The sequence below is a fragment of the Bradyrhizobium sp. genome (genome assembly GCF_004799405.1).
GTDB lineage: Bacteria > Pseudomonadota > Alphaproteobacteria > Rhizobiales > Xanthobacteraceae > Bradyrhizobium.
In genome coordinates, this window is record NZ_SSMW01000041.1 from 19,311 (window position 1) to 45,929 (window position 26,619).

Here is a 26,619-nt window from a genome sequence, read left to right on the forward strand (position 1 = left end):
TCTGGGATGGCCCCAGAGCGGCGGGAGACGCGCACATGCAATTGCTCAAGACGGTATTCTTGTATTTGGCCGGACAGGCTGGGCTCACTTACGCCGCGCACCTCATTTTCAAACGGTTACCCGCTGCTCTCACGGAGAACGCCGTGATGGGTTGGCTGGATGACCAAATCGCAGCGGAATTTGGCTTATCGTCGCCAGATGGTTCCACTGTTATTTCTTGGGCGGTCCCCATTATATTGGCGGCTGGCACTCTGTGGCTTTTTCATCGCTACACAACGGGCCCCTTAAAGCGGGCGCTTGCCGAGCAAGCCAGCGGTGACCGATTTTCTGCTATTGGTATCGTGCATGGGCCTTCTGCCCGAACATGGATTCGAAGAGTGGAGCCCTACCACGTCATAATCCTTGGACTTGTGATCGCCGCGATTGGTGTTGGCTGGCAGTTGTATCGAGGCCAACAACCTGGTTTGCAAACTGTATCTTCCGGACAAAAAGTAACGGTAGATACTTCCGTCGTTCGTGCGCCAGCTCCGGAAGTGGTTGCTCAAATTAAAGCACCGCTTCAAGCAAAAATAGATTCACTTGAGCATCAACTGGCACAGCGGCAGAATCCGGCACCAACCGCGAGACCTCCAGCGCCCAAAAAGATAATCTATGATGCCGCCGAAATGCCAGAACGACGGAAACAGCTACGCGAGCTAACTCAATATTTTGTAGTCACCATTGAGCAAATTCGGGACGAAGCCACCAACTTAAATACTGAAAAACTTATCGCGTTACAGGATCAGCCGCCCAAGGATTACGTTGCGGCGCTAGAAACATTCAAAGGACATTTTGAGACAGCTTTTACTGGACTTAGTACTATCGTGCGGAAGTACGGCTTTGCCGACATTCAAGAAATGGATTGGGGCCATCCCGATATGACAACCCCGACAGATGATTTTATCGCGCTTTTTGCTGTCTATGAAGATCGACCAGTGACAAATATACGAACTATATTTCGCCAAGTATCACGGCGGAATTTTTCCGAGGCCATAGAGCTTTTCAACCAATGGATTAAGGTAAAACAAGCGATGATTGCCGCCAAAGGCGTCGAATATCAAAATGCGGAGATTCGCCAATGAGCAAAAAGCCTAAATATCGTTTCGACCAGCTCTTGCAGGCGATGGTCACCCAACCCGTACCTTCGGAAAGGCTTGCAAAAGAAGCTCGAACATCAAAGCAGGCTGACGGCGCAAGTTATGGCGATACTCGAACTCGCGCAGGTAAAGCTGCAAGTGCTTCTTCGAAACCCAAACGTAAGTCCCGTTGATCCCGCGTTTTACTTGCGACCAGAACGACTCGATTGAGTTGGTGTGAACGTCTCCGCGAACGTACTCCTTCGCGGAGTGATCGACGGCCTCATGGTCGTAACCGTACTTTTCGGTAAGCAGTTTGAAATTCGATGCTTCGTCTGTGTGAACGCGTGATCCCTCTTTTACAAACCGCACGATATGAGGAACGATATGCTGCTTGGTGCGAGCCTGAACAACGCGCGTGACAACATCGCCGCCCCGCTCGACCATGCCAAGCACGATGGCTTTGTCATCATGTCCCGCAACGTCATGACCGCCGATAAAAGTTTCGTCGGCTTCCACAATCTTGCCGGGGCCGCCAAGCGGATAGTCGCCGTCAACGTAGCCCATATAGAGCCGGATCATGTGGCACATGCGCCAAGCGGTTTTGTAGGTTACGCCAAGCTGACGCTGCACCTCTTTGGCGGCCACGCCGTTCCGCGTCTCGCAAAACAGGAACATCACATAGAACCAGTCCCGCAGGCTGGTACGGGTCTTTTCAAACGGGGTGCCTGCGGTCGGGTAGACCTGATAGCCGCAATGCTCGCATTCGAACGAGCGGCGTCCCCTGACCCGGTAATAGGTCGCCTCTTTCAGGCATTTGAAGCAGGTAAAACGCTCGCCAAAGCGGCTGCGCATCAAGTGCGTCAGGCAGCTATCTTCGTCAGGGAAACGCTTCTGAAATTCGCGGATTTTGGAGGGTTTCTGGGCCATGTGGAACCTGCCTTCCCTGAGAATATATGCACTGTATCAGGGTTTGTTCTACATGTCCGTAGGGTATATATCCGGGGGGTGGGTAGTGGCCTAGTTTGAAGTTAAAAGTGGCCTAATTTGATTTGTGTTCACTAAGGAACCGATCGCCCTGAGGCGGCATATTAGGATTGGAACTTCGTCAAACCCAGCGGTTAGGACCCGCAAACCACGAGAGGTTGTGTCATGGAGCGCCGCCGTTTCAACCAGACCCGATCCCTTGAAGAACGACTTGCCGAAGAAGCGAAGCGCCTGCGAGCTGAGGCCAAATTGCTGCCACATGGCGCGAAACGCGATGAGTTAATCCGCAGAGCGCGGCAGGCCGAAACCGGATCGCACATGAGCGCGTGGCTGCGATCCCCGGAACTTCGGCCGCCAGAATAGCAGGATGCCCACTCCTTACCTTGTCTATATATTTTTGTTCATGGCTTACGACGCTTTCTGGAAAGTGGTTGGCCAGTTTGCGGGCGAACTTCACTAGTGGCCTATTTTGATTCTGCGAATGGCCTATTTCGGCCAGTACCGTGGGGGTGGGTACTGGCCTGCGTCCAGTACCGGGGTCCGTATTTGGGGGCAATTGTCCTAATTTGAATCGTGCAGCGTCCCAATTCGTTAATCAAAGGTTAATTAATTTTCCGAACCGGTCTGTTTTGACCACGTGTCGTACACCCGACATGAGAAACTAAACTCATCACCGCGCCCGTATCTGGTAGTCATCGGTGACTGAGAGTGCTGCAAGCTCCCGCCCCTTTGAGGGATCGACCCATGGAGCATCACCCTTTCGCACAACGTAAATCCCTTGAGGAACGTCTGGCCGACGAAGCTAGAGTCTTGCGCGCGCAGGCCAAGTTGCTTCGACCTGGCGCTGTCCGAGAGGCCGCGCTGCGCAAGGCGCGGCAGACCGAAACAGGTGCGCACATAAACCAATGGCTGAATTCGCCCGGCTTACGCCCGCCAACACCATGAGCAAGCCCGTCGAGGAACTGCTCCGATCGATTAAAGATGATTTCGCTGCCGCCAAGCAGATGCAGGAAGCATTGGAAGCAAAAGCGCTCTTTCGCTTGTTAAATTATTGTCCGCCGCCGACGTTTGGGATAGCCGAGCCGTATCCGCCATCGAACGCCGATTAGGGCCGCCTCAGTTGGCGGCCTCTTTCATTTCGCCCAAAGAAATCCGAGCGCCTTATGTGCCTCTTCGGGTGTCATGTTGGCGATCTGAGCATTCTGAAGATATTCATTTTATATTTTCAAAACAGACGCCGAACAAATCAATCCCAGCCGTGAAGTGTCCTAATCTGCCCCGCGAGTGTCAAGGAAACGGCCCCAGGGAAACTGAGGCCGCTGTTCATCAGATGCCTGGGCGTGTGGCGTCTGGTCGTGCCGTACCAAGCCGCCCCGCCCATGATCGTTCCCAGGCGGGCTGTCCTAATTTCAAATCGCGAGTGTCCTAATTAGGACAGGACCGTGGTACTTGTCCGTATTTAAGCCCCAGTGTCCTAATTTGATGGTTACTGGTGTCCTAATTCGCGAAAGGGGAGCTAACGATGGGTTTGAGCCGAGCAATTTTGCTGTCGTCTTTTGCGTTGGGGATCAGCTCGATTTCGCTATCGGGAGCACAGAGTGCCGCGCCCGCATGCTCAGTTCAGAAGTTGCAAGGCAGCTACATTTTTGATGGCCAAGGCACAAACCTCCATTACGGAGTATTCGAGTTTGATGGCGTCGGAAATTTCTCAGGTAAGCAAACCTCGCTTCGTCAGTCGAGCGTTCACCAGCGAGAAAACCTTCACGGAACCTATGTAGTAAATGACGACTGCACCGGCACGATGGTTATGGACGGTCAACTCGGCGGTACCGCCCATTGGGATATTTTTGTCACCGCTGACGGCAAGAAGGGTCGCATGATTCGAACAGATGCCGGGACAAAGGGCGTCCGCACGTTTGAACAATAGTTCTCGTTGGGAACGAAGTTAAAAGAGGCCGCCTCAGCTAGCGGCCTCTTTCATTGTCGAAGCGGCTTAAAATTCCCCGTAGCCACATCTTGGGTTTCAGCCGTCGGTATTCCCGACGGCGTAGGAACAACAAGTTCTGGTTCCTTTTGACCGCCAAATATGGCTGATCGGTTGGAGCCGGAAGTTAAAAAGCGATATGAGGCGGCTCGTGAAAAGGGGCTCGACGCTAAGAGCACCGTCATCAAGCTCGTACCGACGGGAAAATAAAGAAACGGCCCCAGCAGGGGGGCGCTGAGGCCGTCATTCCATCGGATGCGGTGGGCGTGTGCATCCGGTAGTCCCTCGCTAAGCGGTCCAGGCGACATTGGTTCCAGCGAAACATTAAATTTCGAAACCGGACGATTGCTCTCGCGAAGACGGTGGTATGGTTGGCCAAGGCGCCCATCTTCACTGGACGCCGAATCCTGATTGGCCCCGCCCTTTGATCCCCATCGGGCGGGGTTTTTTCGTTGTCCTAATTTCCAAGTGCGAGTGTCCGAATTAGGACAGCACCGTGGGGGTGGGACTGGCCTATTTCGGCCCGTAGTGGCCTAGTTTGAATTTGACGGTGGGAGTTTCAAAAATGGAACTCTGACAGGCCCCGGAACTTTCCCCCTTGTCGCGATAACGCGAATTCAAGGAGGAGATACGTACATGAAACGGCTTTTGTTGATCGGCTTTGCCGCCTGCGCTTTGGCGCTAGCTCCAACCCTGTCTGCGTCGGCCATGCCTGCCGCACCACCGAATGCTCTGGGCTCCGACGGAACGATTATTCAAGTCAGAGGCGGCCACGGACATGGTCACGGCCATATGGGGCGCGGCGGTCGTGGTCATCATTACGGATGGGGTCGAGCCGAGGGCATCACTACGGCAGGCGGCATCATCGCCACTAATTTCAAGGACTGGTAGAGGCCGCCTCAGTTGGCGGCCTCTTTCGTTTCAGATGTTGCTCATGAGGTAAGCTAAAAGAGGTCCTCGGTTGATTGCGCACCTGCGTAATCATGCGGAGTTGGCTGGGACATGGCTGCTGACCTAGCATCAGGGAGCATGGATCAACCCATTCTATTCAGATGTCCCAACACCGGGATGAATGTGCAGCACCGGCTGGCGGACGTAGCGGGGGACGAAAAAGATCGTCACTCGCCGGTGGTGTGCCTGGCCTGCGCCAGGGTGCACTACATTCATAATTCGACGGGCAAGCTGCTGGGCGAGAAGTAAGGCCGCCTCAGCTAGGCCGGCTCAGCGTGTCCCAGGGCGCTTGCCGCTGAGAACGGGCACGTTGGCGGCTCCTTGCCGCATTCGGCGTTGCCGCGGCCCGGCTGTTGGCAGCCTGCCGCAATCCCGGTTGACAAGGCAGCGCCGGGTACTGGCCTGTTTTGTCCCATGGTGGTCTGATCTTGAAATCAGTGCGGGGCCTGTTGGCTTGCCCAGCGAGGAGCGGATGCGGTTGCCGATTTCGTCACGATGCCTGGTGCCGGCGGCGTGCCTGATGCTGGCGGCCTGCTCGACCGACATAGAAAATCTAGCCGCGACTTACACCGAGCCTCCCGATCCGGCAAAAGTCCTGGCCTCGCTCAAGGACGTCGCCACTTCCGCCAAGCTTAAAGAACCGGTGGAAATGTCGGCGCCGATCAAAGCCCCGGCATCCTCTGCGATGCCGTGGATCATTTGTCTGCGCAGCGGTGCAACGGAGGCATCAAGGCGGCTCACCTATTCCGTCTTCTACAGCAGCAACCAATACAAAAGCTCCAGATTGTCCGTCATCATCGAGGGGTGCGACGGGCAGTCATATAGTCCCCTGCAATGACGGGGCGGCTCCGTCGGCCGAATTTGTCGGCCGGCCGCGCCGACAACGGAAAAATAACCACGTTGGGATTTTGCTTGTCACCGCGGTTCCGGCTGGGCCATGATCGGCGGTCGAATGGTCCTGGCTTTGCCTCAAGGTGACACCATGTCCTCGCCGCCACCGCCCGGCGTTTCGCTCAGCGCGATCGAACGTCCGCTGTCCGAGATGCCATTCGCGCATGATGCTGGTGAGCATTTCCCCCGGGCCGGCAGGTCAGGAACAGCGGCAATTCGAATGCGGCAAATGCAGCCATGTCCAGACCAGCATGGCGGTGTCGGACCCGATGAAGTCCAGGGCTGCGGGCTGGCTCAGCAGCGATTTGAAGCCTCCGGAATAGGCGCATGAAGCCGCCGAAGCATACCGCCATCGATCTGGACGCTAGGCGGCCGGCACCTTTTCCTGGTTCAAAACGGCGTCTTCGTTCGCCACAAAACCCCGCCGAAGCTCTTTGGCGGTGACGAACCGGGCGCCGACCAGTTCACCCTTGCGCCAAGTCAACGAACACACCCGAAGCACCTCGCCGCCGGAGGTAAATGCAAGACCGAAGATCTTCGGCACCGACAGCGCGCCGACGTCGAGCGAAACGCCCTCGTCGGATACATCGACGATCACGCACTCGATCCAAGGCGCGTCCGGCGCCGGTATTAGGAATCCCGGCTTTTGCAGATCGACCCGGACATGCTTGCGCGCGCCGGGGTCTTTGCGGTTTTTCGCCATGGTTTCCCTCATTCCGCAGCCTAGGCGGAAATACTTGAATACCAGTTAGCGAAAAAAGTTAACAATTTTAGAGGGTTGGAACATAGCCACGGCGGGAAAGTTCCAAAAGGGAAACCCGCTAGTCGGCGCTGCGCAGCCGCCGCATTGTGAACTCGATGTCGCCGCCGGGCAGTTCACGCCAGCTTTCGACACCGCTCATATAGGCCGCCTTGGGATAGCGGGTGAGGAACTCGCGCGCCTTTGTCCGCGCCGTATCGCGCGGCAGGGTGAAGGTCTCGCGCAGATAGCCGTCGTCCGGTTTCCGCCGGCCGGCCATCCGGTCGGCAAGATCACGCGGGCGCAAGACCATGTCGCAACTCCAGCACAAGGGACGACCGGCTCAATATAGCGCGTGCGCGAACCAATCCGAGTCCCCAACGGAAACGGTTCCGCCCTTGAACCGGATCGCGGCGCCAACCGTTCGCCTTCCGACAAATAAACTTCCGCCCCGGGACCGCCGTCGTAAGCCGAGGATATTGCATCCCAATCCACGACAAAATGCCGGCCGGTGCGGATGAGTCGGCCATTAGGACGGCTACCAGACCGACATCGCGGCTTGCGTGTCCCTATATTGAGCGTTCCCGCGGATCGCCCTCTCGGAGCGTCCCTCAACCCCTGCGGTAAATCGGCCCGACCGACCGGGCGGGATATCGCAGTGGCTGTTTCAAACGCCGGTCTTTCCTTGGATAACAAGCTGCTTGCTTCGTTGCCGCGCGATCACTTCGACCGGCTGGCGCCGCATCTGTCGCCGGTGACCTTGCAGCAGGGCCTGGTGCTGTTCGAGTCCGGCGACGAGGTCGACCAGATCTATTTCCCGCATTTTGGCATGCTGTCGCTGCTCGTCGTGCTGCGCGACGGCAAGGCGATCGAGACCGCGACCGTCGGCCGCGAAGGCGTCGCCGGCGCGATGGCCGGGCTTGGCCTTTACAAGTCGCTGGTGCGTGTCGTGGTGCAGATGCCGTTTGGCGGCAGCAAGATCGCCGCCACCCATTTCAGGACCATCGCCGCCGGCAGCGACCCCGTCCGCAATCTCTGCATCCGCTACAACGAGGTGCTGCTGTCGCAGGCGCGGGTGACGGCCGCCTGCAACGCGCTGCACCCGATCGAGGCGCGATTCTGCCGCTGGCTGTTGCAAAGCGCGGACCGCGCGGCAAGCGACACCGTCGAACTGACGCAGGAATTTCTCGCCGAAATGCTGGGGGTGAGGCGCACTTCGGTGACGGAAGTCGCAAGCCGGGTGCAAAACGCGGGTGCGATCACCTATTCCCGTGGCGTGATCAGGATCCTGGACCGGCCGGCTTTGATGCGGATGTCCTGCGAGTGCTACCAGACGCTGCTGGATCAATCCGCCCTGCTGGGCTGATCCCGCACCCGCTCCTCCGCTCTCGCAAGCCCCTGTTGCACTTGATAATTGTGGAGACGATGGAACTCTATCCCCGGCTGCAAGTTGTTCCCCGGAAGAGGAAATCAGCACATGCAGCCAGAGCGCGCTTTGCCGAAACGCCGACGCCAGATTTTGGATGACGAGACCGGGGGCACGCCCCGCTTCGAGGCCGGCGAAGACATTTGGGCGCAAACCAATGGTGCGCACGGGGATGGGCGGAATGAAGATGCCTGGGTGGGAAACTTCATTGCCCGCCTTGCGGGGCTGGTCCGCAAGATCAGCGGCAAGAACTAGGCTCGCTCACATGGCCAAAAAGAGGCGCGGCTTCCCGGAGCCATTCGGTTTCAGTTCGCCGCACTACCGGTTTTAGTTTGCGATTTCGGCTGGGGTTTTACCGCAGTGGACGTTTTCTTGGGCGCATCCGTGCGCACGTTGCCCCAGGGATCGGAAGACACTTTGGCGTCCGGTATCTTCCTGAGCGATTCCTTGTAAGCCTGGTCCCGCGCCGCCTCGGCGTCCTTCTGCTCCTGCGTTTTGGGGGGCGAGTTATCCTGCAACAAATTGATGGCGGGCTTCTGGGCGTAGGCCGGCGCGATCAACGACGCCCCTGTCAGCAATATCCCCGTCAGCAACGCGATGATCGCCGCAGCGCTTGGAATTCTCATGGGACGTCCCCTGCATTTTCAAGACAATATATCACCGCCCGGACGGTGACGCCAAGCGTGCCCGATAGGCTAAAGCCCGTCCGACTTGCAGGATTTCGGCGATTGCATCCAGTCGTCCCAGATCGGACCGCATTTGGTGCAGCCATTGAGGACAAGACCCATGGCGATGACGCAGAAAATCAGTATCAACCGCATGGACATCGCCGGATCACTCCCCCACGCCCCTATCATACGGCCTCAACTCAGGCATTTTCAAGCCGCACGCGGATGTCCATTGTTGCCGAATGGGTTCTACAATGCGCGCCGACGGCAATACCGGGCGAGGAAACAACGTTCATGTCAACCGAACAACAGGCGGCAGAATTCGATATCGCGGAAGCCAGGCGGGTGCTTGGCGATGTGTTCGCGCCCTGGGTGCAGGAGCTCGGCTTGTCGATCAGCGGCATCGAATGCTTCCCCCCGCCGGATGCTGCGCCCGACTGGCAGCCGGGAGCGATCCTGCGCATGGCCTTCTCCGAGCGGCTGTGCCGTCATGGCGGCATCGTCTGCGGCCAGGCGCTGATGGCGCTCGCCGACACTGCGATGGTGATCGCAATTCTTGCCGCCAACCGCGGCTACCGGCCGATGACGACGGTCGATCAGACCACGCATTTCATGCGTGCCGCCACCTCGTCGGACGTGCTGGCCGATGCAAGGGTGGTCCGGCTTGGACGTACCATGAGCTTTGGCCGCGTCACCCTGTCCAGCGCTTCCGACAACAAACCGGTGGCGATTGTCTCAAGCGCCTTTGCGATGCTGTGAACACGCGCGACGCGTCCGTCATCCTGAATCAATCCTGAATTTGCAGTCGCCGCTGGAACCGGCCGGGTTTATCAATCCGCAATCCCGCCGATGGTAAGGTTGAGCAGACAAGCAGCGAAAACGCGGATTTGGATGAGCGATAATTCGACCGAGAAACGAACCGAACCGCGCTACAAGGTGCTCAAGGGTGCAACGATCGCATTCGGCGGCAACGGCGTCGCTTGCACCGTTCGCAACGTGTCATCGAAGGGCGCCGCGATCGATCTTGCCGGCAGCGTCAGCCTGCCGCCGTCATTCATGCTGGTGATCGAGGCCGATCAGTTCATCCGCCGCTGCCGTCCGGTCTGGAATCGCGACAAGCGGGTCGGCGTCGCGTTCAGCTAGGGGTACCGCACGGCCCGATCGCCTGTCCTGTCGCCGGTTTTTGCGAGCCCGGCTCAGCAATTGTTGATGGTTCGAGGCGGCGAATGGCGGGCGACCACGCGCAATTTTAACCGCCGTGGGATAGAATCAATCTGATGCGGTGGGTCATTATCTACACGGCGTTGCTGGCAGGCAGCGCACTGGCTTTGGCGGGCTGCGGCATCGCCGACAGCCGCTCGCCGGTGCCGGAGTTCATGCGCGCCAAATCCAGCGAACCGCCGCCGCTGGAGCCGCCGCCCGACATCAAGCAACTGGTCCGCGAAAAACTGGATTCGGTGTTCACCACCGCCTCAAACCCGCGCCATGTGCAGGTCTCGGCGCCGCGCCGCGACCTCCATGGAAGGGGCTGGACCGCATGCGTCAAGGCCGACCTCAGCTCCGTGAACGGCAAACCGTTGGGCAGCCAGACCTACCGCATCACCATCAGCGGCGGCGTGATCATCTACCGGTGGCGCGCCGAGGCCGAGGATAATTGTTCGTCCGAGAGCTACGAGCCGGTCTAGGACATATCCGAACCATGCATGGTTGCGGTTGGCGGTTACGGCTCGACACCGAGGCGCTTGGTACCTCCAGCTACACCGAAAACGCGAACATTCATCATGGCCGTCTCGATCCCGGAGTTTTGCTGCTCACCAAGCCATATCGCAGGTCCGACCTTGCCAGGATGATCCGGACAGCCTTCGCCGTCTGATATAAGGCCACTGGCTGTGATCGGCGCTACGGTGGCGCATGCAATTGCGCTTCCCGCCTACGTTGATCTATGTCGCGTCCATTATCTGCTACGCAAGCGTTGGCCGATCATTCAACTTCCGAACCGGGCAAGGGCGTCCTAGGAGAAGCTTCGAACCCATCTACCCCTGCTGCGTCCGTTCCCGGACTTCAACGTTCGCCGTCATGAGGTCTACTTTGCTCCGTTAACGGAAATCTTCATGGCGGGTTGCCATTCCTCATTTGCCATTATCAATCGATCGCGTCCGCCGTCCTTCGCCTCGTAGAGCGCGCGGTCTGCCGCAGATACCAATGACGGGGTTTCCGTTCGAAGTTCCGCGTTTGGCCAGATCGTTGCGCCGCCAAGGCTCACCGTCACACGCTTGGAGGGAGGGTTCATGGCGTGAGGGATGTCGAGCCGCCGAAGTTCCTGGCGAATCCTTTCGCCGACCAGCCTGCAGCCCGCCGCTTCCGTGTTGGGCAACAGCAGAGCGAACTCTTCCCCGCCGTACCTGGCTGCCAGATCGGCAGGCCGGCAAGCTTCTGCTCGCAGCGGCTTTGCGATTGAGCGCAAACAGGCGTCGCCGGCGGGATGGCCATATTGGTCGTTGAACTTTTTGAAATAATCAACATCGATCATCAACAATGAAAGCGGCGTGCCTTCGCGGAGAGCTCTCGTCCATTCTTCTTGCAAGCGTTCGTCGAAACGCCCTCGATTGGCAAGACCCGTCAGTCCGTCAAGAATAGCGAGGACGCCGAGCCTTTGCTCTGCATTCTTCTGTTGAGTTACGTCGCGAGAAATCGCCACGACCCCGTCAATCTCGCTGGTGTCGGACCTTCTAGTTACGCGCATGGTCGATTCGATCCAGACTTCCTGCATATCACGATGGCGCGTTCGGTAGACGACCCTCGCCTCGGTGATATCGCCGCGTCTCAATGCCGCCACGATCTGGTCGACCGCAGGCAAATCATCGGCATTGACGCCAGCCAGCGCGGGCGTACCGGTCAATTGGTCGGGACTCCAACCGACCACATGAGCAGAAGATGGCGAGACGTAAATCAGCCGTCCATCGAATCCAATGCGCGTCACCATATCGCTTGACTCTTCGGCAAGTAGCCGGAAATCGGCTTCCTTGGCCGCGAGCGTCGACATGAGGCCCTGTCGCGAAAGTATCTGACGAACCAGCAGGAGACCAACAGTCGCGATCAATCCTATTAGAACGACGACGAGCGACATGCGAGTGATTGCTGCCTTGCGCCAGGGCGCCAGGACCTCGTCTCGATCCATCGTTGCCAGGACAATGAGAGGAAATCGATCGCTTCGCTTGTAGAAACTCAGCCGTTGTGACCCATCCGACGGTGACCTGAAATAATATACCCCGCCCGGAGACTGCAAGTTCGGATCGCGGAAGAGAGGTCGATTGGAGATGTCACGTCCGGCATACGTGCCATCATCAGGACTTCGCGCCATCACGAAGCCGTCGACGCTCTCCAGCTCGATCGCACCATTGGCGCCCGCATCGAATTGACGATAAAACTTGGAAAAGTATTCCGCGCCCACGGTTGCAATCACCACCCCAGCGAAGCTGCCGTCCTGATGATTGAAGCGCCGAGACAGGGTGCTCAACCCATTCGCCATCGGTATCGCTTCGTATCGGACGTCCGAGGAAGGCGCCGCGCGCATCCGAGGACATGTGATGGCGAAAATATTCACGGCCGCTGAGGTTGGAACCTGTCGCACCGGTTGCCACGAGCCAGTTGCCTTTCTCGTCGCAAACGATGAGATCGTGAATGCGCTTCAATCCAGCCTTGCGCGCCTCGATAATTTTTTGGAGTGTCCCAAGCGTCTCTGGGGTCGCGCCATCCACCTCGAGGCGGGTGACGACTCCGATAATGCTTGCATCAAGCAGATCGAAGCTGTCCCCGGCATGCTGTGTCAGCGACCGCGCCAGATTGGCCATATGAACTTCTGCGGTCTTCAAGACAATTTCGCGAGCGTCCCACTCTCGCAAGCCACTTAATGTGAGGATGGCAGTACAGATCAATGCAACAAACACTGCGGCCCGTAAGGGCAGACGAGTTGGATCGACTTTGCCGCGAATGTTCATTGTGACAGAACTTTTCCAGTAAGTCTCACGTAGCGGAGCCTCGGCCGTGACGTGATTCAACCCACTCGGAGCTATCAGCTGGAACTCCCTTCGGGAGCCGATCCTGCGCCTTTAGGTCCTACCCGAACCCTAATTTTAAGGCTCGTATTGATACGGGTGCGGCCGGTGTGACTCGTTAACCATCGAGCTCGCGATGTTGATGGATGCTCCGGCATTTGACAGCGCCGGCGACCTACATGGGGCCGAGTTCACACAGTGACAGAGGTGTATGGCGTGCAGTTCAAAAGGGCCGGGACATCGGCCGCAGCGACGGCTTTGCTGAAGAGATATCCCTGCCCTTAGGTGCATCCATTGGCTTTCAGATATGCCAATTGCCCGGCGTCTTCGATGCCTTCGGCGGTAGTCGTCAAGCCAAATCCCTTTGCGAGACCGAGGATGGCCCGGTTCGGACTCTCAACGTCACGATGATGGCGATTGACGGAACGTGGGCTCGCGCATGTCTTTTGATTGATGCGTCGGATTCGGGCGCTCAGCTCGCCATCGAGAAGCCTTGTCCGTCGACCGAAGAATTTTTTCTTGTTGCTTTCCTCCGTCGGAGTTCCGGTTTTCCGGCGCTGCAGACGCGCATGGGTCGAGGGCGACTGGATCGGGGTGTTGTTCGACAAAAAGCGATTGTCGGGAAAGCTGCTCAAGCGGTCGTCCCGCAACTGGGAAAGCACCCCGGTTTAGGGTCGGCGCTCGCATGCAATGCTGGATGCTTGCGCATGGTAAACGTCCGGTTAACATTACCGTTCGAATTGAATCCCCGGACCAACGGTATTTTCCAATCTTTCCGCTAGTTTGTTTCCGATAACGCGGTGGTAGGAGCGGCGCACCATGCGTGGCGCCGCGACCCGCTGCGAACGGGGAAGCGGGGACGTGGTCGAGATTGCGAATTCAGCGGCGGTTGGCCGCGCATCGCCAAAAGATGTCATGGGAAAGCGCGTGCAGGCAGCGGCTTGGCCCGATGGCGACGCATTGGTGCCGCTCACGGCGATCGCTGCGAGCCAGTGGCGCGCTTTGGCCGAGCGCGCGGTCGAGCCGAACGGCTATCATCTGCCCGACTGGGAACTGGCCGTGAACGCCTCCGCGCGCGGCCGGGCCGGGGTGTCCGCGCTTGGCGCGTGGCGCGATGTTTCGCCGGCGCCAGCTGATGCGGCGCAACTGATTGGCCTGCTGCCTGTGATTTCATTCTGGCGGGCCTACCGGATTCCGCTGCCCGCCCTGGTCAGCGCCGATCCCTACGGTACCCTGAGTACGCCGCTGCTCGATCGCGATTGCGTCAACGACGCGGTCGCCCGATTGATGCGGCAGGCGCGCAAAGCCGGCGCCCGTGCGCTGGTGCTGCGCGACCTACCGCTGGATGGTGCAGCGATGAAAGCCATCGCGGAAGTGCTGCGGCACGACGGCATCCGTCCGCGCATCCTGCAATCCCACATCCGTGCCTGCCTTGACGCCAGGCGCGATGCCGATGATTTGCTGCGTGACGCGCTGGGCGCCAAGAAGCTGAAAGAACTGCGCCGCCAGCGCAATCGGCTTGCCGAGCACGGCGCCGTCCGTTTCGATGTGGCGCGCGCGCCGGAAGCGGTCGCATCCGCGGTCGAAGACTTCCTGCTGCTCGAAGCCAGCGGCTGGAAGGCCAGGCGCGGCACGGCGCTGGCGCAGGACGACGGCGACGCCCGCTTTATCCGCCGCGCCAGCATCGCGCTCGCCGAACGCGGCCGATGCGAAATCGCGACGCTGCACGCCGGAGAGGAACCGGTCGCGGCGGCCGTCGTGCTTCGGCATCTGGATCGGGCGTTCTATTTCAAGCTCGGCGTCGACGAGCGCTTCGCGAAATTTTCGCCCGGCGTGCAATTGACGCTCGACCTGACACGGCATCTCTGCGCCGACTCCGCGATCGCGATCGCCGACTCCACCGCCAGTCCCGATCACCCGATGATCAATCCGATCTGGCGCGGGCGCCTCGCGATCGGCGACGTGCTGGTTCCGCTGCGTCCCAGGGATCCGGCGGTATCGCTGGTGCATGCCGCGATCACGTTGCGGCGACTGGTCCGCGAGCCGGCGCGGCGCGCCGTTCATTTCATTCGCAACCGCCGGCAAAGCCGCCAGGAAAAACGTCAGGAGAAATCGTCATGAATACCGTCACCGAGATAGCGCCGGTGATATCGGCGTCGAACGACGCGCTGCGGCGCGACTTTCCGCTAAAGCCGTTCGCGATCCGCCACAAGCTTGCCGGTCACCCGCTGCTGACGCTGCCGCGCATCGCGCAGCTCGCCTCGGAGCTGCCGCGCGACCTGATCGAGTACAATTCGGGCAAGGTCGCGATCAGCCAGGACCCCGATGCGATCCCATCCGTCGATCTCGATCCGGTCGAAGTGGTGAAGCGCATCGAGACCGCCGGCGCCTGGATGGTGCTCAAGCGCGTGGAAAACTCCCCGGAATATCGTCGGCTGCTGCACGACACCCTGCTCTCGGTGGCGCGGGCGCGCGGTTTCAACAGTCTGGCCGACGCCGGCTTCGAACAGCTCGAGGGATTCCTGTTCGTATCATCGCCGAATTCGACCACGCCGTTTCATCTCGACAGCGAAGATAATTTCTTCGTCCACGTTCACGGCGAGAAATTCTTCACCATTTTCGACAACAGCGACCGCGCCATCGTCTGCGACGACGAGATCGAACGCTCGATGACCAAGCACCGCAACCTGAAATACGACGAGCGTTTTGCATCGCGCGGCACCGAATTTCATCTGTTCGCGGGCGACGGTTGCTACGTTCCGTATCAATGGCCGCACTGGGTGCGGACCGCGGGCTCTTATTCGATCTCGATGGCGATCACCTGGAAGACCCGCGAAGTCCGCCGCCTCAACGATCTGCATTTCTTCAATTCGATGCTGCGCGGCATCGGTCTGCCGCAGAAGCCGCCGGGCGCACAGCCCGTGCGCGACGCGCTCAAGCTTGCGTTCTATCGCAGCGTGACGTCGGCGATCCGCCCGTTGCGCGCCTCGCTCACGATGCGCCGCGTGCTGCGACGGATCGCACTCGGCAAGCGTGCGAATTATTATCTCAAAGGGACTTAAGCTGTTGACGCAGTCGTCATCTTGAGCTGCGCGCTCACTTCAACGGGGAGTGAGAGGCGGGCAGCATGATGGTCGAGTGCATCTCTTCCAGCAGCGGCGGGCCTTTGGCGAGGAAGGCCTGCCATTCCGGATCCTTCATGACGGCTGCGCGCGCTTCGACACGGGCGTTGAGGTCGCGGTAGGCCCAGATGTGGCAGACTTCGTTGGGCTGGCCGGCCTCGGTCTGCCACAGGCCGACGATCCTGGAATACTTCTCGCGCGCCGGCAGCACCGCGGTGAACGCGTCGAGCCACTGCCGCACCGGGCCTGCGGCCTTGGCGCGATAATTGCGGAATTCATAGATGTTGCCGGTGGCCTCAGGGGCAACCGGCGGACGCACCGCATTGAGCAAGCGGATGTCCTGGCGCACCAGCATTGGGCGGATCAGCGGAATATACTCGCCGCTCCAGCGCGGGACCTTGGCGAGTTCACCGCGCAACCGGGCGCGCTCCTCGTAATTGTCATAGCTCCACAGATGCATGACCTGATTGAGGGGACCGATTTCGGTCATCCAGTAACCTTCGAGCTTGCCGTAATCGTCGCCCCGGATATCGCGCGCCACGGTGCCTGCCGCCTTGACCATGTCGCCGATCGTGCCGGGTTTTACCGTGTAGGTCCTCAACTCATAGATCATGACGTTCCCCGGTTTCTTGCTGTTGGTGCTGTGCGGTCATCAGGCCATGAATGCGGTTCCGTTTCAACGGGAATGCAAGGCCGCCAAGGGCGAGCTCTCGACCCCGCGAAGCACGGGGCGAGGGAGAAGAAAGCGGCATCCTCTCACTCCGCCGCTTGCGCGTTCACTTCCGCCGACACCTGACGGATGGCGCGGGCGAGCTGGTCGGCCGGTTGCGCGCCGGAGACCGCGTATTTGCCCGCAAACACGAAGGTCGGCACGCCGGAGATGCCCTTGTCGGAGGCTTCCTGCGCCTGCGCCGAGATCAGATCGACATCCTGATCGGTGGCCAGACGCTTGCGGATGTCGTCGGCGTCGAGCCCGCAATCGGCCGCTGCCTGCACCAGCACGTTAATATCGGTGAGATCGCCGCCCTCCCTGAAATAGAGCTCCATCAACCGCTGTTTCATCTCGGCGGATTTGCCTTTCGCCTCCGCCCAGTGAATGAGGCGGTGGCAGTCGATGGTGTTGGGCTGACGCTTGACGAGGTCAGGCCGGTACAACAGGCCCTCCTCGCTGGCGGCCGCGACGACCCGTCCGGCAATGCCCTTGTAGGCCTCGGGCGAGCCGAATTTCGCGGTGAGGTATTCGTCGCGGCTGATGCCTTCGCGCGGCACCCACGAATTGAGGAAGAACGGCCGCCAATGGATATCCACCGGAACATCCGGCGCCAGCGCCAGCGCGTTCTCGATCCGGCGTTTGCCGATGTAGCACCACGGGCACACCACGTCGGAGACGATGTCGATCTGGAGAGGCTTTAGGCTGCTCATGGGGCGGTCCTCGCTAAAACGGCTTCCTGAAAATAAGCCGATTGGGCTGCAAGACAAGGTCGCAGCCGGCAGTCTGCATCACATAACCTCCGAGGTTATTGTGGACGCAGGTTCGGGTTCGTAGAAGTCCGGATCATGCTCCGAGGAGCTGACCACGGAGCCCAAAATGACCCCCATCTTCATGCCGGAAGGCGACCTGTTTCGCGCCACCGCGCAGGCCGGCGGACCGTGGTCGCCGGACATGTTGCAGGGCAGCGCCACAACAGCACTGATGGTGCGTGAGGTCGAGCGGCTGGCGATTACCACCGCCTTTGCGGTGCGCCGCCTCACTTTCGATTTATGGCGACCTGCCGGGCTGAGCGCTTTCCGCCTGCAGACCGAGATGCTGCGCGACGGCCGCAAGGCCAAAACCATTCAGGTGCGGTTGATGGACGGCACGTCCGAGATCGGCCGCTGCACGGCATTATTGACCGCGCAAGGCAGCGAGTCCCCCGCTGACCCGTTCTCGAAGGCAGCCGGCAGCGATGCAGCGCCCGAGACCGGCACACCGCCGCCGGCTTTCGCGCAGAAATGGAGTCGCTATTTCCAGAACGTGTCGGTGCGGCTAATCGAGGGAGCGCTGGAAAAGCCGGGGCCGGCTGCGGCGTGGATGCGGCTCGACGTGCCCTTGGTGGATGGCGAAGCCAACACGCCGCTGCTACAGGCGGTGCAAGCCGCCGATTTCTCCAGCGGAGTCGCGCAGATCGTCGACATGCGCGAATGGACCTTCGTCAATCCCGAGATCAGCCTGTATTTGTTTCGCGCGCCACAGGACCAATGGATCCTGATCCGCTCGCGCACCCGCGTCGGCGCCTGTGGTGCGGGGCTGACAACGGCAACCTTGAGCGACCGGCACGGACCGTTCGCCGAAGTAATGCAGGCGATGACGTTCGAAAGGCGGCCCGCGGCTTGAGCGGCTATCAATCCTGATCAGCGAACGCGACCAGTGCGGCCTCGGACGCGGCATCAGCCGGCATGAACATCTCAACGCGCAGTTCTTGCAGGGTCACATCCTGCGGCGTGCCCAGGGTCAGCACCGTGCCGATCAGGCCGATACCGAGGTCGCCTTTTCGCAGGCGCACCTCGCATAGAGGACCCGGCGCTTCTCTCTCATTGAGCTGGGGTGCCGCGACATCAGGCAGCCTGGTCAGCTCACGCCACGTCGACTGCAGCGCCAGATCGAGCGGCGCCGCCATCGCTTCGTGCCGCGCGCGAACCATTAGCGCGGCGGCGAGATCAGGCCAGTTCTCCACAAACGGGCGCAACTGGTCGTGGGCGAGGAACATCTTCATGTGATTGAGCGGACGCGCCATGCGCTCCGGGCCCAACAACAGCATCATCAGCCGGTTTGCCGCACGATTGACTTCGATCACGTTCCATTGCCGGTCGGTGACAACGGCGGGAAACGGCTCGTGACGCCGCAGCAGCAGGTCGATGGCACGTTTGGCGTCGGCAGCCTCCGGCGCGGACAAACCGCGCTCGCCATACTGACGGGCAAAGCCGCCCGCTTCCAATAGCGCGTTGCGATCGCGCAACGAAAGGCTCAACGCCGCGGCCAACTGCAGCAGGATGTCGCGGCTGCCGGCCGCCTTGCCGGTTTCGACATAGCTCAGATGCTTGATCGAAATGCCGGCTTCGAAGGCGAGATCGGCCTGACTCATGGCGCGGCGGCCGCGCCAGTCGCGCAAGAGGTCGCCGACGGGATGCGGCCGCAAATCGGCACGTCGCACGGAGTGTGAATCCATCGAACGACTATGCGAGTTGGGCCGTCGGCTGTAAACCGCCGTCCCGGCGCGGACAGGTTTCGCGAAACAATCGGGCGTCATGTATGCAGTGGTATCTGGATTGCTTCGCCGCCAGCGTCTGCGAAGCCGAACCCGTCCGCCGCCTAGGCCGAAGCGCGGTTTTCCCCGCCCTGCCCGTCCCCGGCCGGCACGTGGATCCCGGATGTCGCGGCGATGATCCGGCCCGCGGCGGACTTTCCGCCGTGACCATTCAGGGGCTTGCCATTGACGTGCCTCGACTTGCCGTTGCCGTTCAGTGTTTGCGTCGGCTTGCCGTTCAGGGTTTGGGCTTTCTTTTCCCGGGCCTTCGCCGCCTGCTTTTCGGCTTTCTTCAGGGCTTTCCGCTCCGCCTTGGCTTTCAGGCGCAGCCGCTCGGCCCTTGCTTCGGCGCGCTTTTTCTTGCGCTTCTTTTCGCAAGCGTCGCATTTGCAGCCGATCGGCTTCAGGTAGGCCTTGAAGTAATCGGTGCCGTAATCGTAGTTGATCTCCTCGCCGGGCTCGATCTTCTTGATGGCGCGGATCACGACCTTGCGCTTGCGGACGCTGACATCGGATTCCGCATTGGGCTTGCAGGCGTGGTTGATATAGCGCGCGATGTTCTTTCGTATCGAGCCGTCGATGGTCCAGCGGCCGTTGAGCTCGAACAAATACTTGTTCTCGATCGCGTCGTCCTTTTTCTTTCTGGAATCGAGCAGCGGGCCAAAATAGCGGACGATCTTGGCGCCCTTCTTGATCGGCCTGGTGGCGAACAGTCCAAGCCCGGTGCGGGAACGGCCGACGCGGTACGGTTTATGCGAAGAAATGGCAGGCATGATCTTTGGGAACTGACACGCTCGTGAGACTGGGCAGCGAAGGCGGTGTTCTAAAACGATTCCGGGCAGATGTCAGGTGTTTCGCGCGTCCGCCTTGAAACTTCCCCAGATTGCGCATGTCGAGGATGGCTCCGTCAGGCCGCAAAGGCCAGCTTCGGCGTGATTCCGCCGGCAACCGCACAAACAATCGGCAGCGGCGGCGTGACAGTGGTAGAGTCGGCCGAATCCAACAGCTTTGCGCGATCTCGACCGGAGGTGCCGATGAATGCTGTGCCTGCTTACCGTGCCATGGCCTACAATAACGGCTGGGCCAACCATCGCCTGCTGACCGCCTGTGCGCGGCTGCCGCAGGCCGACTTCGTGGCGCCGCGGACCGGTTTCTTTCCAAGCCTGCGCGCCACGCTCAATCACATCCTGATTATCGACCGCTTTTACGTCAACGCAATGGAGGGCGGCACGCTTGGGCCGGCGGCCTGGGCGGACCCGGAACCTTGCGAAACAGCAATCCTGCTCCGGAATGCGCAGCGCGAGGCGGACCGGCGATTGATGGCCGTCGTCGAGCGCCTGGGCGCGGCCGATCTCAATCGTATCGTCGACGTACACCGCGGTGATCGCATTCAACACGAACGAATCGATCGGCTGCTGCTTCACCTCTTTCAGCATCAGATCCATCATCGGGGTCAGGCCCACACGGAAGTCCCCCCGCCGCAACTCGATGAGTTCTTCGCGGCTGGAGAGGCGCCGCTGCGTGCCGTGGAATTTGCCGAACTCGGATGGACCGAGGATACGGTGTGGGCCAGTTGAGTCACGGCCCCGGCCGGTCGACGGTCGACTTGAGCATGGCCTCCAGCAAGGCTTCGACGCTGGTTCCTTCCGGCATCCGCCGCAGGATATCGGCGAGCCGGTCGTCGAGCAGCAGCATCGTAAAGCCGTGGACCAGCGACCAGGCCCGCGCGATCGCCGCACCTTGTTCGAGCGATAGTGCTTGTTCGGAAATATGCTCATGGCGGCTGGCGCCGATCGCCCCGGCCAACCCGGCGAACGAGGCATTGGCGGCTTCATGCAGCGAGGGCCGCGACATGTCGAGGCGCTCGGTGCGGAACATCAGGCCGTACATGCCGGGATGCGCCTGTGCGTAGGCGACATAGGCCTTGGCGCGAGCGATCGCTTTATCCTTCGGCAAGACGTTGGCAGCGCCGGCAGCCGCCATCGCCGCGTTGAATTGCCGGAACCCGATCGCGGCGAGTTCGCTGACGAGGCCGGTGAGATCGCCGAAATGATGGGTCGGCGCGGCATGCGACACCCCCGCCTCGCGCGCCACCGCACGCAGCGTCAATCCGGCGAGGCCGTCGCGCTCGAGCACCCGTTCGGCCGCCTCAAGCAACGCTTCGTGCAGCGCGCCGTGATGGTAGCGGGATTCCGCGACCGACCGGCCCTGGTGCGCCGCGGGTTTCTTGTCCTTGGATTTTTTCATCATGGGGGTCTTATAGACGTAATTTTGACACTGTAAAGATTTCGCTTGACGAACAAACTTGCGCTCTATATCCACATCTTTACGATGTAAAGATAAATCAGGGGAGACGCGAATGCAACAGCAAGTCGACGCCGGGCTGACCAATCGGCCGCCGATTCCATTCGAAGCCGACGCGCCGTTTTTGAAGGTGGTGGGCGAACTGCCGCGCGAACTCAACGGCACGCTCTATCGCAACGGCCCCAATCCGCAGTTCGACGCGCCGGGCGCGCACTGGTTCGTCGGCGACGGCATGTTGCACGCCTTCCATCTCGAAAACGGCCGCGCCAGTTACCGCAACCGCTGGGTCCGCACCCCCAAATGGCAGGCCGAGCACGACGCCGGCCGCGCATTGTTCGGCGGCTTCGGCCGCAAACTGCCGGGTGTGCCGGCCACGGCCACCCAGGACGGCGGCGTCGCCAACACCAACATCATCTTTCATGCCGGACGCCTGCTGGCGCTGGAGGAAGGCCACCTGCCGACCGAGATCGAGCCCGGCACGCTGGCGACGCGAGGTTACTGCAACTATGACGGCGGCATCGCCGGCCCCTTCACCGCGCATCCCAAGATCGATCCGGTCAGCGGCGAGATGCTGTTCTTCGGCTACAACGCCGCCGGACCCTTTACCCCCGCCCTCTCCTTCGGCTCCGTCAGTGCGTCGGGCGCGGTGACGCGCTTCGATCGGTTCGAGGCGCCTTATGCCAGCATGGTGCACGACTTCATCGTCACCGACCGGCACCTGCTGTTTCCGATCTTGCCGATCACCGGCAGCATGCAGCGCGCCATGAGCGGCAAGTCCGCTTACGCCTGGGAGCCGGAAAAGGGCGCCTATGTCGGCGTCATGAAGCGGCAAGGCAACGCCAGCGACATGGTGTGGTTTCGAGCCGAGAGCTGTTACGTGTTTCACATCATGAATGCGTGGGAAGACGGCGACCGCATCGTCGCCGACGTCATGCAATTCGAGGAAGCGCCGTTGTTCTCGCATCCCGACGGCTCGCCGACCGACCCCAAGAAGTCGCGGGCGCGGCTGTGCCGCTGGACTTTCGATCTTGCGGGCAATACCGACCGCTTCACCCAAAGCTATCTCGACGATATCACCGGCGAATTCCCCCGCATCGACGATCGCCGCGCCGGCCTTGTCAGCACCTGCGGCTGGTACGCCTGCGCCAACCCTGACCTGCCGATGTTCGGCGCACTCTCCGGCCTCGTGCAGGTCGACGGCAACGGAGCGCGGCGCGGCCACTATCTGCTGCCCGCCGGCGACAGCCTCTCCGAGCCGGTATTCGTGGCCCGTGGCGATGACGCCACTGAGGGCGACGGCTGGCTGCTTTCGGCGGTGTGGCGGGCCCGCGAAAACCGCAGCGATCTTGCGGTGTTCAACGCCACCGATATCGAGGCCGGCCCGGTCGCGCTGGTGCAACTCGGCCATCGCGTTCCCGACGGCTTCCACGGCAACTGGGTCGCGGCGGCGTGAAGGGCGACCGGCCCTCTCTGCGTCATTCCGGGGCGCGCGTTGGCGCGCGAATCCGGAATGACGGCACTAAGCGATTGTTACAACGCCGAATAATCGACTCGCCTCACTTTATTTTGACACTGTAAAGATTTCGCTTGACGTTACATCGCCGCGAGCTTAGCTACATCTTTACAATGTAAAGATTGGTTCATGAGGCTGCCATGACAATTTTCCTGATCCTTGCCCCCTACGGCGCGTTCGCGGCGCTGATGCTGGTGGCTTCGGCCACCGTCAGCCTGTTCACCGCCGCCGCGATCTGCCTGCTGGTGATCGCTTACGACATGATGTACGGCCGCTCGATGAAGATACTCGGCGCCGGCTCCGCCATCCTGTTCGCTTCGCTCGGCTGCTATCTGGCGCTGACCGATTCCGCCCTGAGCGTTTCGGCGGTGAAGCTGACGGTCGATAGCGGCATGCTGGCGATCGCGCTGGCGTCGCTGGCGATCCGCTTTCCGTTCACGCTGCAATATGCCCGTGAATCGGTCGATGCGGAGACCGCTGCCCTGCCCGGCTTCCTTCGCGCCAACTACATCATCACCTCGGCATGGTCGGCCGCCTTCCTGCTGATGCTGATGTCCAACGTGATGATGATCTACGTGCCGGGCCTGCCGCTGTGGTGCGGCCTGGCGATCGCCTTCGCCGCCCGCAACACCGCGCTGTATTTCACCAAATGGTATCCGAAATACCGGCAGGCGAAGTTCGCGGCCCATTCCTCGCCCCCCGGCGTGCTATAGGATCAGGCAACACACGACGGGAAACACGACGATGCAAAACGTCTTTGCCAAACTCGCCACCGACTTTTTCTCCACCATCGTGTTCCTCGTCGTCTACTTCGCCACCGACAATGTGGTGCTGGCGACGGGGGTGGCGGTGGCGGGCTCGGTGGCCCAGGTGATCTACGCCCACTTCAGGGGCCAGCCGCTCGGCTTCATGACCTATGCCAGCCTGGCGCTGGTGATCGTGCTCGGCACTGCGACGCTGCTGACCAGCGATCCGCGTTTCGTGTTGGCCAAACCCGCGATTGCGCATTTTGCGATCGGCGCAATCATGCTCAAGCGCGGCTGGATGCTGCGCTACATGCCGCCGATCGTGGCCGAAACCATTCCGGAATATGTCGCCGTCGCCGGCTACGCCTGGGCGGCGCTGATGTTTGCGCTCGGCGCCGGCACCATCGCGATCGCCATGACCGGCGATATCAAGCTGTGGGCGCTGTACGTTTCGGTGATCGCGCTCGGGGCGAAAATCGCGGCCTTCGCCGTGCAATACGTCGCGTTTCGCATCCTCGTGACCAACCGGATACGGGCCGCCCGCGCCTGACCCTATCGGACGGTTGGGCTTGGCTGCGAGATGCGCTATACCGCCGTCCAAACCAAAGGGGATTCCAGAACCATTCCGGTTTTGCGAGGGTAACAAACGAGGAGACGTGAGATGGCCGTGGACGGCAACTGGAACATCACCATGACGACGCCGATGGGCGAGCGCAAAGCGACGCTGGCGGTGAAGTCCGCAGGCAGCACGCTGACGGGCACCCAGGGCGCCGACGGCAACAGCGGTGAAATCTTCGACGGCACCGTCAACGGCGACGACGTCGCCTGGAAAATTTCCATCACCAACCCGATGCCGCTGACGCTGGCCTTCACCGGCAAGGTCTCGGGCGACAGCATGGCCGGCGAAATGGGCATCGGGCCGATGGGCAGCTTTCCGTTCACGGGGACCAGGGCGTAAAGAGACCGGTCTGTTGGCAAATGGCTCGGCTGCGCTCCCTCGCCCCGCTCTTGCGGGGAGAGGGGCTCTATCAGCAAACGCTGATGCCGATTGATAGACCTGTACCCCCACACCCGAAATTCGCTGACGCAAATTTCGACCTCTCCCCGCAAGCGGGGCGAGGTTTAGTCACCCCAGATTCAATTCCTTGAAGAAATCATTGCCCTTGTCGTCGATGATGATGAAGGCCGGGAAATCCTCGACCTCGATCCGCCAGATTGCTTCCATGCCGAGTTCGGGATATTCCACCACCTCGACCTTCCTGATGCAGTGCTCGGCGAGGTTGGCGGCGGCTCCCCCGATCGAGCCGAGATAAAACCCGCCGTGCTTCTTGCAGGCCTCGCGCACCGCGACCGCGCGGTTGCCCTTGGCCACCATCACCATCGAACCGCCTGCGGCCTGGAACTGGTCGACAAAGGAATCCATCCGTCCCGCCGTGGTCGGGCCGAACGCGCCGGAGGCATACCCTGCCGGCGTCTTGGCCGGACCGGCATAATAGACCGGATGATTTTTGAAATAATCCGGCAGCGGTTCGCCCTTCTCCAGCCGCTCGCGCAATTTGGCGTGCGCGGAATCCCGCGCCACGATCATGGTGCCGGTCAGCGACAGCCGCGTTTTGATCGGATGCTTCGAAAGCGTCGCCAGAATATCCTTCATCGGCCGGTTGAGGTCGATCTTCACCACCTCGCCGCCGAGCGCCTGCTCCACCGCGGGCAGGTACTGCGCGGGGTTATGCTCGAGTTCTTCGAGATAGACGCCGTCGCGCGTGATCTTGCCCAGCACCTGGCGATCCGCCGAGCAGGACACGCCAAGCCCGATCGGCAATGACGCGCCGTGGCGCGGCAGCCGGATCACCCGCACATCGTGGCAGAAATACTTGCCGCCGAACTGCGCGCCGACGCCGAGCGACTGCGTCATCTTCAATATCTCCTGCTCCATCTCGAGATCGCGGAAGGCGTTGCCGTCGGCCGAGCCGTGGGTCGGCAGCGCGTCGAGATATCTGGCGGAAGCGAGCTTCACCGTCTTCATGCAGAGTTCAGCCGAGGTGCCGCCGATCACGATCGCCAGATGATAGGGCGGGCACGCCGCGGTGCCGAGCGTCAGCACCTTTTCCTTCAGGAACGCCAGCAGGCGGTCGCGTGTCAGCACCGAGGGCGTGGCCTGGAACAGGAAGCTCTTGTTGGCGGAGCCGCCGCCCTTGGCCATGAACATGAACTTGTAGCTGTCATCGCCCTCGGCATAGATCTCGCACTGCGCCGGCATGTTGTTGGCGGTGTTCTTCTCCTCATACATCGACAAGGGCGCGACCTGCGAATAGCGCAAGTTACGCCGCAGGTACGCGTCGCGCGCGCCTTCGCTGAGCGCGGCCTCATCGTCGCCGTCGGTGAGCACGCGCGAGCCTTTCTTGCCCATGATGATCGCGGTGCCGGTGTCCTGGCACATTGGCAGCACGCCGCCGGCGGCGATGTTGGCGTTCTTGAGAAAATCGAACGCCACGAACTTGTCGTTGTCGCTGGCCTCCTTGTCGTCGAGGATGTTGCGCAACTGCATCAGATGCCCCGGCCGCAGGTAATGATTGATGTCGCCGAACGCCGCCTCCGACAGCGCCCGCAGCGCCTCGCGCGACACCACCAGCATGTCCTTGCCCAGGACCTTTTCGACCCGCACGCCTTCGGTGGTGATCTTCCGGTACGGCGTGGTATCGGCGCCGAGCGGAAACAGCGGGGTATGCTTGTAGGGCGGAACGGGGGTGGGACTTGGGATGGCGGTGGGGGCGTTCATGGGGGGACTCGCGGGTTTAAATGCCGGAAGGGTCTACTTCGAGACGCTAATCGGT

Annotated in this window: 32 protein-coding genes and 1 pseudogene; 20 read left to right on the top strand and 13 right to left on the bottom strand. The window is 60.8% G+C overall.

What is annotated here, in order from left to right; genetic code table 11:
• The first annotated feature begins 35 nt into the window (after positions 1-35).
• Positions 36-1,121 carry a hypothetical protein gene (locus E7813_RS07165; RefSeq protein WP_291572267.1) on the top strand — a complete coding sequence of 362 codons (1,086 nt, stop codon included), beginning with the start codon at positions 36-38 and terminating at the stop codon, positions 1,119-1,121.
• A 45-nt stretch (positions 1,122-1,166) separates the two neighbouring features.
• Here E7813_RS07165 and E7813_RS07170 read toward each other — a convergent pair whose 3' ends face one another.
• Positions 1,167-2,045: an IS1595 family transposase gene (locus E7813_RS07170; RefSeq protein WP_291572268.1), complete on the bottom strand. Its 879-nt coding sequence runs from the start codon at positions 2,043-2,045 to the stop codon at positions 1,167-1,169.
• 222 nt (positions 2,046-2,267) lie between these two features.
• Between E7813_RS07170 and E7813_RS07175 the strand changes: the two genes are divergently transcribed.
• The 6 genes from E7813_RS07175 to E7813_RS07205 all read left to right on the top strand — a co-directional run bounded on the left by E7813_RS07175 (position 2,268) and on the right by E7813_RS07205 (position 5,875).
• Complete coding sequence (locus tag E7813_RS07175; RefSeq protein WP_291572271.1) at positions 2,268-2,465, top strand: hypothetical protein; 198 nt, start codon at positions 2,268-2,270, stop codon at positions 2,463-2,465.
• A gap of 542 nt (positions 2,466-3,007) precedes the next feature.
• Positions 3,008-3,211, top strand: coding sequence for a hypothetical protein (locus tag E7813_RS07185; protein WP_291572383.1), 204 nt, complete (start codon positions 3,008-3,010; stop codon positions 3,209-3,211).
• Between the two features lie 413 nt (positions 3,212-3,624).
• Positions 3,625-4,029, top strand: coding sequence for a hypothetical protein (locus E7813_RS07190; RefSeq protein ID WP_291572275.1), 405 nt, complete (start codon positions 3,625-3,627; stop codon positions 4,027-4,029).
• A 693-nt stretch (positions 4,030-4,722) separates the two neighbouring features.
• A complete protein-coding gene (locus E7813_RS07195) occupies positions 4,723-4,977 on the top strand; it encodes a hypothetical protein (RefSeq protein WP_291572278.1) in 255 nt (84 codons plus the stop codon).
• Positions 4,978-5,115: 138 nt separating this feature from the next.
• Positions 5,116-5,286: a hypothetical protein gene (locus E7813_RS07200; RefSeq protein ID WP_291572280.1), complete on the top strand. Its 171-nt coding sequence runs from the start codon at positions 5,116-5,118 to the stop codon at positions 5,284-5,286.
• A 223-nt stretch (positions 5,287-5,509) separates the two neighbouring features.
• Positions 5,510-5,875, top strand: a complete 366-nt coding sequence (locus E7813_RS07205; RefSeq protein ID WP_291572282.1) for a hypothetical protein — start codon at positions 5,510-5,512, stop codon at positions 5,873-5,875.
• 417 nt (positions 5,876-6,292) lie between these two features.
• Here E7813_RS07205 and E7813_RS07210 read toward each other — a convergent pair whose 3' ends face one another.
• Both E7813_RS07210 and E7813_RS07215 read right to left on the bottom strand, forming a co-directional pair.
• Complete coding sequence (locus E7813_RS07210; RefSeq protein ID WP_291572284.1) at positions 6,293-6,631, bottom strand: hypothetical protein; 339 nt, start codon at positions 6,629-6,631, stop codon at positions 6,293-6,295.
• A 118-nt stretch (positions 6,632-6,749) separates the two neighbouring features.
• On the bottom strand, positions 6,750-6,980 hold the full coding sequence (locus E7813_RS07215) for a hypothetical protein (RefSeq protein WP_291572286.1): 231 nt from the start codon (positions 6,978-6,980) through the stop codon (positions 6,750-6,752).
• Between the two features lie 345 nt (positions 6,981-7,325).
• On the opposite strand from E7813_RS07215, the gene E7813_RS07220 reads away from it, so the two are divergent.
• Both E7813_RS07220 and E7813_RS07225 read left to right on the top strand, forming a co-directional pair.
• Entirely contained in the window at positions 7,326-8,033 is a 708-nt protein-coding gene (locus E7813_RS07220; protein ID WP_291572289.1) for a Crp/Fnr family transcriptional regulator, read from the top strand.
• 111 nt (positions 8,034-8,144) lie between these two features.
• Positions 8,145-8,348: a hypothetical protein gene (locus E7813_RS07225; RefSeq protein WP_291572291.1), complete on the top strand. Its 204-nt coding sequence runs from the start codon at positions 8,145-8,147 to the stop codon at positions 8,346-8,348.
• A gap of 50 nt (positions 8,349-8,398) precedes the next feature.
• Here E7813_RS07225 and E7813_RS07230 read toward each other — a convergent pair whose 3' ends face one another.
• Positions 8,399-8,719: a hypothetical protein gene (locus tag E7813_RS07230; RefSeq protein ID WP_291572294.1), complete on the bottom strand. Its 321-nt coding sequence runs from the start codon at positions 8,717-8,719 to the stop codon at positions 8,399-8,401.
• A gap of 69 nt (positions 8,720-8,788) precedes the next feature.
• Positions 8,789-8,914, bottom strand: coding sequence for a peptidylprolyl isomerase (locus tag E7813_RS07235; protein WP_291572296.1), 126 nt, complete (start codon positions 8,912-8,914; stop codon positions 8,789-8,791).
• Positions 8,915-9,055: 141 nt separating this feature from the next.
• On the opposite strand from E7813_RS07235, the gene E7813_RS07240 reads away from it, so the two are divergent.
• The 3 genes from E7813_RS07240 to E7813_RS07250 all read left to right on the top strand — a co-directional run bounded on the left by E7813_RS07240 (position 9,056) and on the right by E7813_RS07250 (position 10,446).
• Positions 9,056-9,520 (top strand): PaaI family thioesterase, encoded by a 465-nt coding sequence (locus tag E7813_RS07240; RefSeq protein ID WP_291572298.1) that lies wholly within the window; start codon positions 9,056-9,058, stop codon positions 9,518-9,520.
• Positions 9,521-9,652: 132 nt separating this feature from the next.
• Positions 9,653-9,904, top strand: a complete 252-nt coding sequence (locus tag E7813_RS07245) for a PilZ domain-containing protein (protein ID WP_291572300.1) — start codon at positions 9,653-9,655, stop codon at positions 9,902-9,904.
• Positions 9,905-10,038: 134 nt separating this feature from the next.
• The gene (locus E7813_RS07250) at positions 10,039-10,446 is read left to right on the top strand and encodes a hypothetical protein (RefSeq protein WP_291572302.1); all 408 of its coding nucleotides are present in this window, start codon (positions 10,039-10,041) and stop codon (positions 10,444-10,446) included.
• 398 nt (positions 10,447-10,844) lie between these two features.
• On the opposite strand, the pseudogene E7813_RS07255 reads toward E7813_RS07250, so the two are convergent.
• A pseudogene (locus tag E7813_RS07255) lies at positions 10,845-12,759 on the bottom strand (diguanylate cyclase).
• 338 nt (positions 12,760-13,097) lie between these two features.
• Complete coding sequence (locus E7813_RS26125; RefSeq protein ID WP_363331157.1) at positions 13,098-13,451, bottom strand: hypothetical protein; 354 nt, start codon at positions 13,449-13,451, stop codon at positions 13,098-13,100.
• 226 nt (positions 13,452-13,677) lie between these two features.
• Here E7813_RS26125 and E7813_RS07265 point away from each other — a divergent pair, with 226 nt between their 5' ends.
• Both E7813_RS07265 and E7813_RS07270 read left to right on the top strand, forming a co-directional pair.
• Entirely contained in the window at positions 13,678-14,937 is a 1,260-nt protein-coding gene (locus E7813_RS07265; protein ID WP_291572377.1) for a GNAT family N-acetyltransferase, read from the top strand.
• Positions 14,934-15,878, top strand: coding sequence for a cupin-like domain-containing protein (locus E7813_RS07270; RefSeq protein WP_291572305.1), 945 nt, complete (start codon positions 14,934-14,936; stop codon positions 15,876-15,878). Before E7813_RS07265 ends, E7813_RS07270 begins: the two co-directional genes overlap by 4 nt.
• Positions 15,879-15,912: 34 nt before the next feature.
• Here the strand turns inward: E7813_RS07270 and E7813_RS07275 are convergent, their stop codons facing one another.
• The gene (locus E7813_RS07275) at positions 15,913-16,551 is read right to left on the bottom strand and encodes an NIPSNAP family protein (RefSeq protein WP_291572307.1); all 639 of its coding nucleotides are present in this window, start codon (positions 16,549-16,551) and stop codon (positions 15,913-15,915) included.
• A gap of 143 nt (positions 16,552-16,694) precedes the next feature.
• Entirely contained in the window at positions 16,695-17,360 is a 666-nt protein-coding gene (locus tag E7813_RS07280; RefSeq protein WP_291572309.1) for a DsbA family oxidoreductase, read from the bottom strand.
• Positions 17,361-17,526: 166 nt separating this feature from the next.
• Between E7813_RS07280 and E7813_RS07285 the strand changes: the two genes are divergently transcribed.
• Positions 17,527-18,312, top strand: coding sequence for a thioesterase family protein (locus E7813_RS07285; protein ID WP_291572311.1), 786 nt, complete (start codon positions 17,527-17,529; stop codon positions 18,310-18,312).
• 7 nt (positions 18,313-18,319) lie between these two features.
• On the opposite strand, the gene E7813_RS07290 is transcribed toward E7813_RS07285, so the two are convergent.
• Positions 18,320-19,129, bottom strand: coding sequence for a helix-turn-helix transcriptional regulator (locus tag E7813_RS07290; protein WP_291572313.1), 810 nt, complete (start codon positions 19,127-19,129; stop codon positions 18,320-18,322).
• Positions 19,130-19,287: 158 nt separating this feature from the next.
• The gene (locus E7813_RS07295) at positions 19,288-19,995 is read right to left on the bottom strand and encodes an SET domain-containing protein (RefSeq protein WP_291572315.1); all 708 of its coding nucleotides are present in this window, start codon (positions 19,993-19,995) and stop codon (positions 19,288-19,290) included.
• 261 nt (positions 19,996-20,256) lie between these two features.
• On the opposite strand from E7813_RS07295, the gene E7813_RS07300 reads away from it, so the two are divergent.
• Positions 20,257-20,799: a DinB family protein gene (locus E7813_RS07300; RefSeq protein ID WP_291572379.1), complete on the top strand. Its 543-nt coding sequence runs from the start codon at positions 20,257-20,259 to the stop codon at positions 20,797-20,799.
• 1 nt (position 20,800) lies between these two features.
• Here E7813_RS07300 and E7813_RS07305 read toward each other — a convergent pair whose 3' ends face one another.
• Complete coding sequence (locus E7813_RS07305; RefSeq protein WP_291572317.1) at positions 20,801-21,472, bottom strand: WHG domain-containing protein; 672 nt, start codon at positions 21,470-21,472, stop codon at positions 20,801-20,803.
• A gap of 109 nt (positions 21,473-21,581) precedes the next feature.
• Here E7813_RS07305 and E7813_RS07310 point away from each other — a divergent pair, with 109 nt between their 5' ends.
• The 4 genes from E7813_RS07310 (at position 21,582) to E7813_RS07325 (ending at position 24,743) form a co-directional block, all read left to right on the top strand.
• A complete protein-coding gene (locus E7813_RS07310; RefSeq protein WP_291572319.1) occupies positions 21,582-22,979 on the top strand; it encodes a carotenoid oxygenase family protein in 1,398 nt (465 codons plus the stop codon).
• Positions 22,980-23,179: 200 nt separating this feature from the next.
• Positions 23,180-23,752, top strand: coding sequence for a hypothetical protein (locus E7813_RS07315; protein ID WP_291572321.1), 573 nt, complete (start codon positions 23,180-23,182; stop codon positions 23,750-23,752).
• 31 nt (positions 23,753-23,783) lie between these two features.
• Positions 23,784-24,335 carry a septation protein IspZ gene (locus E7813_RS07320; protein WP_291572324.1) on the top strand — a complete coding sequence of 184 codons (552 nt, stop codon included), beginning with the start codon at positions 23,784-23,786 and terminating at the stop codon, positions 24,333-24,335.
• A 111-nt stretch (positions 24,336-24,446) separates the two neighbouring features.
• On the top strand, positions 24,447-24,743 hold the full coding sequence (locus E7813_RS07325; RefSeq protein WP_291572326.1) for a hypothetical protein: 297 nt from the start codon (positions 24,447-24,449) through the stop codon (positions 24,741-24,743).
• 168 nt (positions 24,744-24,911) lie between these two features.
• Here the strand turns inward: E7813_RS07325 and E7813_RS07330 are convergent, their stop codons facing one another.
• A complete protein-coding gene (locus E7813_RS07330) occupies positions 24,912-26,564 on the bottom strand; it encodes a fumarate hydratase (protein ID WP_291572328.1) in 1,653 nt (550 codons plus the stop codon).
• Positions 26,565-26,619 lie beyond the last annotated feature (55 nt).